Here is a 13,366-nt window from a genome sequence, read left to right on the forward strand (position 1 = left end):
GTCGTGCAAGGTGTCTGGGTAGCCCTTCTCGCGTTCTTGACCTGCGGTTACTTCGCGCTGGCCGGGTTCGACTACGGGGTCGGGGCGTTGCTGCGGGTGGTCGGGCGGGACGAGCGGTCGCGGCGGGCGGTGCTGCGCGCGGTGACGCCGTTCTTCCTCGGCAACGAGGTGTGGCTGGTCGCCGCGGTGGGCGTGCTGTTCGGCGCGTTCCCCCGCCTGGAGGGCGAGTTGCTGTCGTCGCAGCACACGGTGTTCGCGGTGCTGCTGGCCGGGCTGGTGTGCTTCACGGTGGCGGTGCAGCTGCGGTCGTCCGGCTGGGACTTCCTGCTGGTGGGCGGCGCGCTCGTGGTGGCCGTCGGGTGGGGCGTGCTGCTGGGGCGGGTGCTCGGCGGGCCCGTGTGGTTGTGGGGTGCGGGGATGGCGGTGGTGTTCTGGTTGCACGGTGCGGTGTTCCTGGCCTGGCGGTTGTCGGGTGAGCTGCGGGCGCGGGCGACGCGGATCGCGGGTGTGCTGGTGCTGCCCGGTGCGGGTTTCGCGGTGGCGGCGGTGGTGACGGCCGGGTCGGTGCCGAGGCCCGCGTTCGGGGTGACCGCGGTGCTCGCGCTGGCGTCGTTGGGCGGCGTCCGGGTGGCGTTGCGCGCGGGGCGGCACCGGGTGGCGTTCGGGTGCAGCGCCGTGCTGTGCGCGTTGCCGGTGGTGGGGGTGTTCGGGGCGCGGTCGGTGGTGACCGCGTCGGTGATGGCCGACGTGTCGTCGTTGCGGGTGCTGACGTGGGCGGCGGTCGTGGTGGTGCCGCTGGTGCTGGTGTTCCAGTGGGCGACCTGGCGGATGTCCCGTGCGGCACGTTGACCGGCGGTACGTCGCCGTCCTGGTGGTCTTGGCGGTCCTGACGGCGGCGGTGGTGCTGGCGCAGGCCGAGGTGCTGGCGGGGGTGCTGGCGGGCGGGTGGTCGGCGTGGTGGGTGGTGGCGGTGGTCACGGCCCGCGCGGGCGTGGTGTGGGGCGGGCGGGTCGTGACGCGGCGCTTCGCGGTGTCGATGAAGGCCGCGTTGCGCAAGCGGGTGCTGCGGGACGGGCGCCGCGGGACGTCCGGGGCGGTCACGACGCTCGTGGTGAAGGGGGTCGACTCGGTCGAGCCCTACTTCGCCGGCTACCTGCCGCAGGCGGTGGTGGCGGCCGTGGTGCCGGTCGCCGTGGTGGCGCGGTTGTCGTTCGCGGACCTGACGTCGGCCGTCGTGGTGCTGCTGACGTTGCCGCTGGTGCCGGTGTTCGCCGCGCTGGTCGGCTCGCACACCCGGGATCGGACGCGGGCCCAGTGGGCCGGGTTGGCGGTGGTGGGCGGGCACTTCCTGGACGTGGTGCGCGGGATGGGCACGTTGAAGGTGTTCGGGCGGGCGGCGGCGCAGGCGGGGACGGTGCGGGCGATGGCGGCGGCGCACGCGGCGGCGACGATGCGGACGCTGCGGGTCGCGTTCTTGTCGGCGCTGGTGCTGGAGCTGGTGGCGACGTTGTCGGTGGCGCTGGTGGCCGTGCCGGTGGGGTTGCGGTTGCTGCACGGCGGGGTGACGTTGCCGGTGGCGCTGCTCGTGCTGCTGCTGGCGCCGGAGGCCTACCTGCCGCTGCGGGCGGCCGGCTCGCAGTTCCACGCCGCCGCGGAGGGCCTGGCCGTGCTGGAGGCCGTGCCACAAGCCGCACCGGGGACCGCGCCCGGAGCACGATCGCGCGCCGCGTCGCGGCCGGCGCCGCAGGTCGTCGCTGCGCAGGGGTCCTCGCCCGGGGGATCCCCGATCTTGATCCTGCCAGAGGGGGACGACGCAGAGGCGTCGTCGGGCGGGGGCTGTGGACAACTCGTCGAGGTCGGCAGGACGCGTGCGCCCGACCTGAGGACGGCCGGGATCGTGGTGGACCAGGTGGTGGTCCGGTATCCCGGCAGGGAGGCGTTGGGCGGGATGTCGTTGCGGGTCGCGGCCGGTGAGAGGGTCGGGCTGGTCGGGCCCAGCGGGGTGGGGAAGAGCACGTTGCTGGCCGTGGTGCTGGGGTTCGTGACGCCCGCGTCGGGGCGGGTGCTGGTCGGTGGGGTGGACCTGCGCGAGATCGACCGCGAGTCGTGGTTGCGGCAGGTGGCGTGGGTGCCGCAGCGGCCGACGCTGTTCCCCGGCACGGTCGGCGAGAACATCGCCCTGGGCTCTTCCGGTGACGTTCGCGGCGCGGCGGCGGAGATGGGGTTGGCGGGGTTGGTCGACGCCGAGCACCCGCTGTCCTCCGGTGAACGGCAACGGGTCGCGTTGGCGCGGGCGTTGGTGCGGGACGAGGCGCGGCTGTTGTTGCTGGACGAGCCGACGTCCCGGCTGGACGGCGGCACCGAGGACGCGGTGGTGCGGGCGACGCGGCGGCTCGTGGCCGGGCGGACGGCGATCGTCGTGGCGCACCGGCCCGCGGTGCTCGACGAGGTGGATCGGGTGGTGGCGTTCGGATGAGGCGACTGGTGCTCGCGGTGGCCGCCGGGGTGGCCGCCGAACTGGCCGGGATCGGGCTGATGACCACCGCCGTGTGGCTCGTCGTGCGCGCCGCCGGGCAGCCGCCGCTGTCGGCGTTGGCGGTGGCGGTCGTGGCGGTGCGGACGTTGGCCCTGGCGCGCGGCGGGCTGCGGTACGCCGAACGGCTGGCCGGGCACTCGGCGGTGTTGCGGCACCTGGCGGAGGTGCGCGGCCGGGTGTACGAGGCGTTGCTGCGCCGTCCGCTCGCCAAGGGCGACGCGCTCACCCGACTCGTGTCCGATGTGGACGGTGTGCAGGACGCGTTGTTGCGGTGCGCGTTGCCCGGCGCGGTGGCGGTCGTGGTCGGGGTGGTGGCGTTGGCGGCGACGGGCTTCGCGTGGCCGTTGGCGGTCGGGCTGGTGGTGACCGCCTGCCTCGTCCCGTGGGCCGCGTACGGGCTCGCGGTGCGGCACTCGCGGGCGCTGGCGCCGTTGCGGGCGGAGTTGGCGGAGCGGACCGTCGTGCTGCTGGACGGAGCGGCCGAGCTGACCGCGTTCGGCGCGCTGGACCGGGAGCTGGCCGCGACCGGCCGGGTGGTCGACGCGGTGGCCGACCGGGAACGGCGGGGCGGGTCCGGCGCGGCGGCGTTGGCGGCGGCGGCCGTGGTCGTGCAGTTCGGGGTGGCGTTGGCGTTCCTGCGGTCCGGCGCCCCGGCGCACGTCGTGCTGGGCTCGGTCGCGGTGCTGGAGGTGACGCTGCCGCTGGCGGCGGCGGCGCAGCGGTGGGCCGAGGTGCGGGGGTCGGTCACGCGGGTGCGGGAGGCGTTGCGGATGGTGGAGCTGCTGCCGGTGCGGGACGCCCCGGCACCGGACGTGGAGCTGCCCGTGGGCCGGGTCGGGGTGGTGGGCGCCAGCGGGGCGGGGAAGAGCACGTTCCTGCGGGCGTTGGCCGCCGCGCACCCCGGCGTCGCCAAGGGCGTGCTGGACGACGCGCACGTCTTCCACGCCACCGTGGAAGCCAACGTGCGGCTGGGCCGGCCGGAGGCGTCACAGGAGGAGCTGGACGAAGTCGCCCGGGTGGTGGACCTGGACGTGCCGTGGGACACCGTGGTCGGCGAGGACGGCGGCGCGTTGTCCGGCGGTCAGCGGCAACGCCTGCTGCTGGCCCGCGCCCTGCTGGCCGACCCGGACGTGCTGCTGCTCGACGAACCCGTCGAAGGCCTGGCGGTCGATCACGGTGACGCCGTCCTGCGCCGCGTGCTCGACCACGCGCGGGGCGCCGTCGTGCTGGTCACGCACCGGCTCGCGCCGTTGGCCGGTGTCGACCGGGTCGTGGTGCTCGACGGGGGTCGCGTCGCGCAGGAGGGCACGCACGAGGAGCTGGTCGCGGCGCCCGGCTACTACCGCGACCGCTGGAGCACCGAGCGCATGGCGGGCCGGTCCTCGGCGGGCACCTCCACCGGCGACGGCAGCCACTCGCCGTCGAACGGCACGAACTGCGTCAGCGTCGACGACGCCACCGGCACACCGCAGCGGCGCAGCGCGGTGACCGCGATCTGAGCCGCCATCGGCCCGAGCTGCCGCAGGTCCCGGTTGCGGTGCTTGCGCACGCCCAGGTTGACCTGCGCGATCCCGTCCAGGCCGTAGCGGGTGTGCGCGTCGAGCAGCAGCCCGATCTCGACGCCGTAGCCGGGCGCGAACGGCACCGACTCCAGGAACTCGCGCGTGCCCGCGTACTCGCCGCCCAGCGGCTGCACGACGCCCGCCAGCTCGGGCCGCAGGGCGTTGAGCAGCGGCCGGGCCGCCAGCTCGGTGACCCGGCCGCCGCCGGTGCTCTCCAGTCGCAGCGGCCGCCGGTAGAAGCCCTTCACCAGGTGCACGTCGGCGCGGGTGAGCAGCGGGCCGAGCAGGGCGGGCACGAACTCGGGGTCCGGGTCGACCAGGTCGGAGTCGAGGAACACGACCAGGTCGCCGGTGGTGGCGGCCAGCGAGCGCCAGAGGACCTCGCCCTTGCCGGGGCGGGGCGCCAGGTCGGGCAGCACGTCGGTCCGGTGCACGACCCGCGCTCCCGCCGCGGCCGCGCGGGCCGCGGTGTCGTCGGTGGAGCCGGAGTCGACGACCACGAGCTCGTCCACGAGGGTGCCCAGGAGCGGGCGGACCACGGCGACGACGTCGGCGACGGTCGCCTCCTCGTCGAGCGCGGGCAGGACGACGCTGACGGTGCGGTCCGCCTTGTGCGCGAGGAGCTCCTCGGGGGTCCACCGCGGCCGTTGCCACGTGTTGGCCGCGAACCAGTCGGTCATCAGGCCAACGCCCTCAGCACGCGCGCCGGGGGTCGCGTGCCGGCGATGCTCGCCACCATCTCGACCACCCGCCGGGTCTGGCGCACCTGGTGCGCCCGGAAGACCTTCGCGCCGGTCCACGCGGCCACGGAGGTGGCGGCGAGCGTGCCGTCGACCCGGTCGTCCAGCTCCACGCCCAGGGTCTCGCCGACGAAGTCCTTGTTCGACAGGGCCATCAGCACGGGCCACCCGGTGGCCACGAGCTCGTCCAGCCGGCGGAGCAGTTCCAGGCCGTGCCACGTGTTCTTGCCGAAGTCGTGGGTCGGGTCGATCAGCACGCCCTCGGCGGGCACGCCCAGCGCGACCATCCGCTCGGCCCGCTCGACCAGCTCCGCCACCACGGACGCCACCACGTCGGCGTAGCGGACGCGGTGCGGGTCGGTGCGCGGTTCGAGACCGCCGGTGTGGGAGCAGACGATGCCGACGCCGAACTCCGCCGCCACCTCGGCCAGCGCCGGGTCCGCGCCCGCCCACGTGTCGTTGATCAGGTCCGCGCCCGCCTCGCAGACCGCGCGACCCACCTCGTGCCGCCAGGTGTCGACGCTGATCACCAGGTCGGGGTGCCGGTCGCGGACCGCCGCGACGAGCGGCACGACCCGGCGCGCCTCCTCGGCGGCGTCCACCACTTCGCCCTTGGAGCCCGCCTTGACCCCGCCGATGTCGACGATGTCCGCGCCTTCGGCGACCGCCCGGTCCACCGCGGCCATGGCGGCGTCGTCGGAGAAGGTCGCGCCGCGGTCGTAGAACGAGTCGCGCGTCCGGTTGACGATCGCCATCACCAGCGCGCGATCCCCGGCGACCTCTCGTGAACCGAACCGCATGGGGGCATGGTGCCACGTCGGGGTTGCCCGTGAGCTGCGTCACAGCCCTCTGCTACCGACGAGTACGTTGCGTGTTTACTCACCGGTAACACCCCCTGCGTGATCCCGGTCACGGTGGCTGGACCGGGTGGCCGACGGTCAAGGAGGACCTCGTGCGCCGACCACTCCCCCTGCTGCTCGCCGCCCTGGTGGCGCTCGTGCTCGCACCACCGTCCGCCCAGGCCGCCGCGCCCGGGTTCGCGGTGGCCTACCAGACCATCCCCGGCGAGGGCGGCACGCCGTTGAAGGCCTTCGTCGTCACGCCGACCGGACGTGGCAGCGGCCCGTTCCCGCTGCTCGTGCTGCCGTCGAGCTGGGGCGTGAACAACATCGAGTACGTGGGCGCGGCGGCCAGGCTGGCCTACGAGTCCGGGTACTCGGTGATCAGCTACACCTCCCGCGGCTTCCACGACTCGGCGGGCGAGATCGACGTCGCCGGGCCGGACACCGTGGCCGACGTCAGCCGGGTGATCGACTGGGGCCTGGCGCACGCGGGCGGCGACCCGGCGCGGATCGGCGTCGGCGGGATCTCCTACGGCGCGGGGCAGTCGCTGCTGGCCGCGGCGCGCGACCCGCGGATCAAGGCGGTGACGGCGCTGAGCACGTGGACCGACCTGGGCCGCTCGCTGTACCCGAACGAGACGGTGAGCGCGCAGGCGGTGGAGTTGCTGCTGGCGGCGGGGAAGCTCACCGGCCGGCCGGGGCCCGTGCTGCGCGAGGCCGAGGCGGCCTACCGGGAAGGCCGGTTCGCCGACGTGCTGCCGATCTCGCCGCCCCGCTCGCCGGCTTCGCACGTGTCGTCGATCAAGGCGGCGGTGCTGATCGGCAACGCCTGGAACGACGGGCTGTTCGCACCCGGCCAGCTCACGGACTTCTTCGGCGCGTTGAGCGGGCCGAAGCGGTTGATGCTGTCGCCGGGCGACCACGCGACGGCCGAGCTGTTCGGGGCGGCCGGGCTGCCGAACGAGATCTGGACCTCGGTGGGGCGCTGGTTCGACCGGTACGTGAAGGGCGAGGAGAACGGGGTCGAGCGCGAGCTGCCCGTGCAGGTGAAGCCGAACAACGGCGGCGGTTGGCGGTCGTACCCGTCGTGGGCGGCGGTGACGGCCCGCACGGAGGCGGTGGCGTTGTCGGCGGACCGGATCGGGGCGGGGTGGCCCACCATCGCGGAGAGCGGCGTGGTCCTGGTGTCGGGCGCGTTGCAGGGGTTCCTGCGGCTGCCGGTCGGGGTGTCCACGCCGTTGGTCGACCGGGGTGCGGCGGCGGTGTGGCGCGGACCCGTGCAGTGGAGCGCCGGCTCGGTCAGCGGCACGCCGAAGGCGCACTTGACGGTGACGCCCGGCGCGGCCCGCACCACGTTGTACGCGTACCTGTACGAGGTCAACGCCCTGGGGTCGGGCGCGTTGATCACGCACAAGCCGGTGACGCTGACCGGGACCGCGACCCGCGCGGTCGACGTCGAGCTGGAGCCGGTGGTGTGGAACGTGGCGGCCGGGAACCGGCTGGTGCTGGTCGTGGACACCGTGGACGCCCGGTACCAGGGGTCGAGTGCGATCGGGTCGTCGGTGGCGTTCGGCGCGGGGTCGTGGCTGGAGGTGCCGAGGGGGTGAGGGGCTGAGGGGCCCGGTGGGCCGAGGCCGACCCTGACAGCGGGTGGCAGGAATGCCTGACAGGATCGCCCGCATGGAAGCGAAGTCGACGTTCAAGATCACCCGATGGGACCAGACCGTCTACGACGAGGCGGAGCCGCAGCTGGGCCGGGCGCTCGTGGACAAGGCGTACAGCGGCGCGATGGTGGGCACCAGCACGGCCGAGCTGACCATGTGCCAGCCCTCGGACGGCGCCGCCGGCTACGTGGGCACCGAGAGGTTCACCGGGACGCTCGACGGGAAGGCCGGGACGTTCGTCCTGCAGCACGGCGCGGTCATGTCCGGTGACAACGCCGAGTTCTGGGGCCACATCGTGCCCGGGTCCGGCACCGGCGAGCTGACCGGCATCTCCGGCACGGCCCGGCTGGAGCACGAACTGATCACCCTGGACCACGACCTTGGCTGACCGGGAACGGGTGATCGCCTACCGGGTCGCCGCGCACCAGTTCGACCGGACCGTCGCCGACGCGTCCGGGCTGCGGGTGTTCGACCTCGGGTTGCAGGACTCGGAGCGGTCGGCGGTGCCCGCGCTGGCGGCGCGGTTGGAGCAGGTGCCGGAGCTGGACGGGTTCACCCTCACGTGGAGCGTGCGGGGCGCGCCCCACTGGCACCGGGCCGACGAGGTGCCGGCGTTGGCCGCCCGGCTGTGGCCGTTGAGCGACGCCGACGCGGTGGCCCGGATGAACCGGCCGCCGGTGGAGCACGGGCGCGAGGTGCTGCACGAGGTCGCCTCGGCGTTGCGCGAGGTGGTGACGGGGCCGATGACGAAGGGCGAGGCGTCGGCCCGGCTCACCGCGGTGGTGCGCCCGGACGTCGCCGCCTGGTGCCGGGGCTGCGACGCCACCCACGTGCTCGACCCGGTCTTCCGCCTCGCCGTGCTGCCCGCGGGGCTGCGGTTCGACCCGGCGGAGAAGACGGTGACGTTCGTGCCGCTGGAGGGCCGGCGGGACGTGCCCCGGGAGAGCGCGGGCTTCCCCGCGCTGATCTCGGACTACCTGCGGCTGCACGGCCCCGCCGGGCCGTCCGAGGTGGCGCACCACTTCGGCGCGCCGGTCCGCGAGGTGAAGGACGTGTGGCCGGACGACCTGGTCGCGGTGTCCAAGCGGGCGTGGTTGCCGGCCGACCGGATGGCGGCGTTCGAGAACCCGCCGGAGCCCGAGGTGGTGCGGCTGCTGCCACCGCTGGACCCCTACCTGAACGCCCGCGACCGCGACCTGCTCGTGCCGGACAAGGCGCACCAGAAGCAGGTGTGGCGAATCCTGGGCCGCCGGGGCGCGCTGCTCGTGGACGGCGAGATCCTGGGCACCTGGCAGGCCAGGGCGACGGGCTCGCGGCTGGACGTCGAGGTGTCGCCGTTCGTGCCGCTGGACGTGGAGATGTTCGCGGAGGAGGCGACCCGGCTGGCGGCGGCCCGCGGCCTGGCGGAGGCGAAGGTCCGCTAGCGGGGAGTCGGGCGCGGACCGGGGGCACGAGCCCCCGGTCGCGCGACTCCCCCGACCCGGCGGCGACCGTCGACGTCCGGCCGGACCACCGGCCCGCCCGCGGTCAGTGCGCGTCCGCCCAGGCCTTGTGCGCGTCGTTCACCACGCGCACCGCGTCGTCGATGTCGTCGGTCAGGTACAGCAGGTCCAGGTCCTTCTCGCCGACCTTGCCGCTGGCCAGCACCGACTCGCGCACCCAGTCGTAGAGGCCCTGCCAGTACGACTTGCCGAACAGGACCACCGGGAACTTGGTGACCTTCTTCGTCTGCACGAGCGTCAACGCCTCGAACAGCTCGTCGAGCGTGCCGAACCCGCCCGGCAGGCAGATGAACGCCTGCGAGTACTTGATGAACATCGTCTTGCGGACGAAGAAGTAGCGGAAGTTCACGCCGAGGTCGACCCACGGGTTCAGGCCCTGCTCGAACGGCAGCTCGATGCCGAGGCCGACGGAGAACCCGCCCGCCTCCGAGCAGCCCCGGTTGACCGCCTCCATCGCGCCCGGCCCACCACCGGTGATCACCGCGAACCCCGCCTCGGCCAGCGCGGCGCCCAGCTTGCGCCCCGTCTCGTACTCGGGGTGGTCGCGGCCGGTGCGGGCGGAGCCGAACACGGTCACCGCGCTCGGCACCTCGGCCAGCGCGCCGAAGCCCTCGACGAACTCCGCCTGGATGCGCAGCACGCGCCACGGGTCGGTGTGCACCCAGTCGCTGTGGCCGCGCGAGTCCAGCAACCGCTGGTCGGTGGTGGTCAGCTCGTCGCGGCGCTCGCGACGCAGGACGACCGGTCCGCGCTGCTTCTCCTTGGGGTGCTCGTCCACGCTGTCCGTCATTGGCCGGAGTCTAGCCGCGCGCCTGGTCGTGACCGAGGAAGCGGCGCAGCACGTCGGCGCACCGCCGGATCTGGTGCACCGGGACGTGCTCCTGCCGGGTGTGCGCCAGCGTCGGGTCCCCCGGTCCGAAGTTCACCGCCGGCATGCCCAGGGCGGCGAAGCGGGCCACGTCCGTCCAGCCGAGCTTGGCGACGGGGACGCCGCCGGCGGCGGCGACGAGCTCGCGGGTGGTCGGCGAGGCGAGACCGGGCAGCGCGCCCGGCGAGCTGTCGGTGACCGTGACGTCGTAGCCCTCGAACACCTCCCGCAGGTGCTGCTCGGCCTGCTCCGGGGTGCGGTCGGGGGCGAAGCGGTGGTTGACGGTGAGCACCGCCTCGTCCGGCACCACGTTGCCCGCGACGCCGCCGCCGATCTTCACCGCCTGCAGGCCCTCGCGGTACCGGCAGCCGTCGATCTCGACCTGCCGCGGCTCGTAGGCCTCCAGGCGGCGCAGGACCTCGCCGACGGCGTGGATCGCGTTCACGCCCATCCAGCCGCGCGCGGTGTGGGCGCGGACGCCCTTCGTGCGGACCTCGACGCGGATCGTGCCCTGGCAGCCCGCCTCGATCACGCCGTTGGACGGCTCGCACACGATCGCCAGGTCCCCGCGCAGCCACTCCGGCAGCTCGCGCTCGATGCGGCCGAGGCCGTTGCGGACGGCGTCGATCTCCTCGCAGTCGTAGAAGATGAACGTCAGGTCGTGGCGCGGGTCGGCGACCGTCGCGGCGAGGTGCAGCATCACCGCGTCGCCGCCCTTCATGTCGACGGTGCCGCAGCCGTGCAGGACACCGTCCTCCAGGCGCGACGGCAGGTTGTCGTTGATCGGCACGGTGTCGAGGTGGCCGGCGAGCACGACCCGGGTCGGGCGACCGAGGTTCGTGCGGGCCAGCACGGCGTTGCCGGACCTCGTGACCTCCAGGGCCGTCTGGTCCCTGAGGGACCGTTCGACGAGGTCGGCGATGCGGGCTTCGTCTTCGGAGACGCTGGGCGTGTCGACCAGCGCGGCGGTCAGCTCGACGGGATCGGCGGCGAGGTGCAAGGTGTCGGCCACTCGGCGCACGTTACCGTTGGCACCCGTGAGCACCGCAAACCCCACCGGCGCGTACGGCGTCGGACTCGCCACCGTCACCCCTACCGGCGCTGTGCTGGACACGTGGTTCCCGTCGCCGTCGCTCGGGACCGCGGAGCCCGGTGTGGCGCTGCTGTCGTCCGCGGAGGTGTCGGTCGAGCTCGGTGAGGCCGCCGCCAAGCAGCTCGGCGCGGACGCCGAGCGCGACGTCGAGGTCATCGGCGTCCGGGTCGGCATCGGCTCGCTGGCCGACGCGCCCACCTCGACCTACGACGTGTGGCTGCGGCTGCACCTGCTGTCGTCGCGGCTCGTGCGGCCGCACGGCGCGAACCTGGACGGCCTGTTCGGGCTGCTCAACAACGTGGTGTGGACGAACTACGGGCCGTGCGCGGTGGAGGGGTTCGAGCAGACCCGGCTGCGGCTGCGCGCACGTGGCCCGGTGACCGTGCACGGGGTCGACAAGTTCCCGCGGATGGTGGACTACGTCGTGCCCAGCGGGGTGCGGATCGCGGACGCGGACCGGGTGCGGATGGGCGCGCACCTGGCGTCCGGCACGACCGTGATGCACGAGGGTTTCGTGAACTTCAACGCCGGCACGCTGGGCACGTCGATGGTGGAGGGCCGCATCTCGGCCGGTGTCGTCGTCGGTGACGGCTCGGACGTGGGCGGCGGCGCGTCGATCATGGGCACGTTGTCCGGTGGCGGCAAGCAGGTCATCTCGGTCGGCGAGCGCTGCCTGATCGGCGCGAACGGCGGCGTGGGCATCTCGTTGGGCGACGACTGCGTCGTGGAGGCCGGCCTGTACATCACCGCGGGGACGAAGGTCACCGGCGAGGACGGCGCCGTCGTCAAGGCGGGCCGGCTGTCCGGCATGTCGAACCTGCTGTTCCTGCGCGACTCGACCACCGGCGTCGTCAAGGTCCGCTCCCGCGAGGGCCAGGGCATCGAGCTGAACGCCGCCCTGCACGCCAACGACTGACCCCGAGAGTCCAACGTTCAACGCGCGAGAGTCGTACGTTCAGCGACCCTGAATTCAACGTTCGGCCATACCGAGTGGTCGGTCGAGCGTTGAATTCAGGTGCCGTGAACGTACGACTCTCGCGGCGTGAACGTACGACTCACGCGGGGGTCAGGGGGTGAGGCGGGTGGTGGCGGTGGCGATGGCCGAGTCGGTGGCGGTCAGGGCGATGCGGACGTGCCGGTCGCCCGTCGGGCCGTAGAACGTGCCCGGAGCGGTCAGGATGCCGCGCTCGGCGAGCCAGCCGACGGTGTCCCACGCGTTCTCGCCGTCCCGGGTCGACCACAGGTACAGGCCGGCCTCCGAGTGGTCCACGGTGAAGCCCGCCGCGGTCAACGCCGGCAGCAGCACGGCCCGCCGCGCCCGGTACCGCTCGCGCTGCTCGGCGACGTGCGCGTCGTCGTTCAACGCCGCCGTCATCGCCGCCTGGACCGGCCGGGGCATGATCATGCCCGCGTGCTTGCGCACCTCGAGCAGCGACGCCACCAGCGCCGGGTCGCCCGTCACGAACCCCGCCCGGTACCCGGCGAGGCTGGACGACTTGGACAGCGAGTGCACGGCCAGCACCCCGTCCACCGAGCCGCCGTTGACCGACGGCAGCAGCACGGACACCGGCTGCGCGTCCCACGCCAGCGCCAGGTAGCACTCGTCGGACGCGACGACCGCCCCGACGGCTCGCGCGTCGGCCACGGCCCGCGCCAGCTGCTCGTCGGACAGCACCCGGCCGGTCGGGTTGGACGGCGAGTTCAGCCACACCAGCGACGTGCCGGGCGGGGGCGGTTCGCCGTCGGCCAGCCGCACCGGGGTGGCGCCCGCCAGCCGCGCGCCCACCTCGTAGGTCGGGTACGACAGCGCCGGGATGGCCACCACGTCGCCCGGCCCCAGGCCCAGCAACGTCGGCAGCCACGCCACCAGCTCCTTCGACCCGATGGTCGGCAGGACCGCCGCCGGGTCGAGCCCCGTCACGCCGTGCCGCCGCGCCAACGCGCCCACGACCGCCTCGCGCAACGCCGGCGTGCCGTGCGTGGTCGGGTAGCCGGGTACGTCGGCGACGGTGCCGAGGGCGTGCCGGATCAGTTCCGGGACCGGGTCCACCGGGGTGCCGATGGACAGGTCGACCACGCCGCCGGGGTGCGTGCGCGCCTTGGCGGCGTGGTCGGCCAGCGAGTCCCAGGGGAAGTCCGGGAGCCTCCGCGAGGTGCCGGAGGTCACTCGTGCGACGCCTGCGGGGGGAGTGCCTTGATGACCGCGGGGTCGGCGCTGACCTTGCCGACCTTGGAGGCGCCACCGGGTGAGCCCAGCTCGTCGAAGAAGTCCACGTTCGCCTTCGTGTACTCCTTCCACTCGTCGGGGACGTCGTCCTCGTAGTAGATGGCCTCGACGGGGCACACCGGCTCGCAAGCACCGCAGTCGACGCACTCGTCCGGGTGGATGTAGAGCATCCGGTCGCCTTCGTAGATGCAGTCGACGGGGCACTCTTCGATGCACGCCTTGTCGAGCACGTCCACGCACGGCTGGGCGATCACATAGGTCACTGCGCTCTCCTGCTCTTGTTCTGGTCCACACCGCGCAAGCCGGAGAGTACGCGGCGGAGTCGATTGTCC

Annotated in this window: 12 protein-coding genes and 1 pseudogene; 7 read left to right on the top strand and 6 right to left on the bottom strand. The window is 73.9% G+C overall.

Going from position 1 to position 13,366, the window contains the following annotated elements; all coding sequences use genetic code 11:
- Positions 1-3 precede the first annotated feature (3 nt).
- The 3 genes and pseudogenes from EDD40_RS18705 to EDD40_RS43665 all read left to right on the top strand — a co-directional run.
- Entirely contained in the window at positions 4-849 is an 846-nt protein-coding gene (locus tag EDD40_RS18705; protein WP_123744062.1) for a cytochrome d ubiquinol oxidase subunit II, read from the top strand.
- Positions 836-2,476, top strand: coding sequence for a thiol reductant ABC exporter subunit CydD (cydD, locus tag EDD40_RS18710; RefSeq protein WP_123744063.1), 1,641 nt, complete (start codon positions 836-838; stop codon positions 2,474-2,476). The genes EDD40_RS18705 and cydD overlap by 14 nt, the downstream gene beginning before the upstream one ends.
- A gap of 830 nt (positions 2,477-3,306) precedes the next feature.
- Positions 3,307-3,678 (top strand): annotated as a pseudogene (locus tag EDD40_RS43665) (ATP-binding cassette domain-containing protein); the annotation flags it as partial.
- 197 nt (positions 3,679-3,875) lie between these two features.
- Here the strand turns inward: EDD40_RS43665 and EDD40_RS18720 are convergent.
- Positions 3,876-4,778 (bottom strand): glucosyl-3-phosphoglycerate synthase, encoded by a 903-nt coding sequence (locus EDD40_RS18720; RefSeq protein WP_123744064.1) that lies wholly within the window; start codon positions 4,776-4,778, stop codon positions 3,876-3,878.
- The gene (gene folP / locus EDD40_RS18725) at positions 4,778-5,638 is read right to left on the bottom strand and encodes a dihydropteroate synthase (RefSeq protein ID WP_123744065.1); all 861 of its coding nucleotides are present in this window, start codon (positions 5,636-5,638) and stop codon (positions 4,778-4,780) included. The genes EDD40_RS18720 and folP overlap by 1 nt, the downstream gene beginning before the upstream one ends.
- Before the next feature lie 152 nt (positions 5,639-5,790).
- Between folP and EDD40_RS18730 the strand changes: the two genes are divergently transcribed.
- From EDD40_RS18730 to EDD40_RS18740, 3 genes are all read left to right on the top strand, one after another.
- Positions 5,791-7,287, top strand: coding sequence for a CocE/NonD family hydrolase (locus EDD40_RS18730; RefSeq protein ID WP_123744066.1), 1,497 nt, complete (start codon positions 5,791-5,793; stop codon positions 7,285-7,287).
- 73 nt (positions 7,288-7,360) lie between these two features.
- Positions 7,361-7,732 (top strand): DUF3224 domain-containing protein, encoded by a 372-nt coding sequence (locus EDD40_RS18735; RefSeq protein WP_170185135.1) that lies wholly within the window; start codon positions 7,361-7,363, stop codon positions 7,730-7,732.
- Positions 7,725-8,768 carry a DNA glycosylase AlkZ-like family protein gene (locus EDD40_RS18740; RefSeq protein ID WP_123744068.1) on the top strand — a complete coding sequence of 348 codons (1,044 nt, stop codon included), beginning with the start codon at positions 7,725-7,727 and terminating at the stop codon, positions 8,766-8,768. Before EDD40_RS18735 ends, EDD40_RS18740 begins: the two co-directional genes overlap by 8 nt.
- Positions 8,769-8,871: 103 nt before the next feature.
- On the opposite strand, the gene EDD40_RS18745 is transcribed toward EDD40_RS18740, so the two are convergent.
- Together EDD40_RS18745 and dapE are read right to left on the bottom strand one after the other, a co-directional pair.
- The gene (locus EDD40_RS18745) at positions 8,872-9,636 is read right to left on the bottom strand and encodes an LOG family protein (protein WP_123744069.1); all 765 of its coding nucleotides are present in this window, start codon (positions 9,634-9,636) and stop codon (positions 8,872-8,874) included.
- A 10-nt stretch (positions 9,637-9,646) separates the two neighbouring features.
- Positions 9,647-10,726 carry a succinyl-diaminopimelate desuccinylase gene (gene dapE, locus EDD40_RS18750; RefSeq protein ID WP_123744070.1) on the bottom strand — a complete coding sequence of 360 codons (1,080 nt, stop codon included), beginning with the start codon at positions 10,724-10,726 and terminating at the stop codon, positions 9,647-9,649.
- A gap of 25 nt (positions 10,727-10,751) precedes the next feature.
- Between dapE and dapD the strand changes: the two genes are divergently transcribed.
- Positions 10,752-11,723 (top strand): 2,3,4,5-tetrahydropyridine-2,6-dicarboxylate N-succinyltransferase, encoded by a 972-nt coding sequence (gene dapD, locus EDD40_RS18755; protein WP_236594675.1) that lies wholly within the window; start codon positions 10,752-10,754, stop codon positions 11,721-11,723.
- Between the two features lie 150 nt (positions 11,724-11,873).
- On the opposite strand, the gene dapC is transcribed toward dapD, so the two are convergent.
- Complete coding sequence (dapC, locus tag EDD40_RS18760) at positions 11,874-12,974, bottom strand: succinyldiaminopimelate transaminase (protein WP_123744072.1); 1,101 nt, start codon at positions 12,972-12,974, stop codon at positions 11,874-11,876.
- Positions 12,971-13,297, bottom strand: coding sequence for a ferredoxin (fdxA, locus tag EDD40_RS18765; protein WP_123744073.1), 327 nt, complete (start codon positions 13,295-13,297; stop codon positions 12,971-12,973). Before fdxA ends, dapC begins: the two co-directional genes overlap by 4 nt.
- Positions 13,298-13,366: the final 69 nt, after the last annotated feature.

Source organism: Saccharothrix texasensis (genome assembly GCF_003752005.1).
Classification (GTDB): Bacteria; Actinomycetota; Actinomycetes; order Mycobacteriales; family Pseudonocardiaceae; genus Actinosynnema; species Actinosynnema texasense.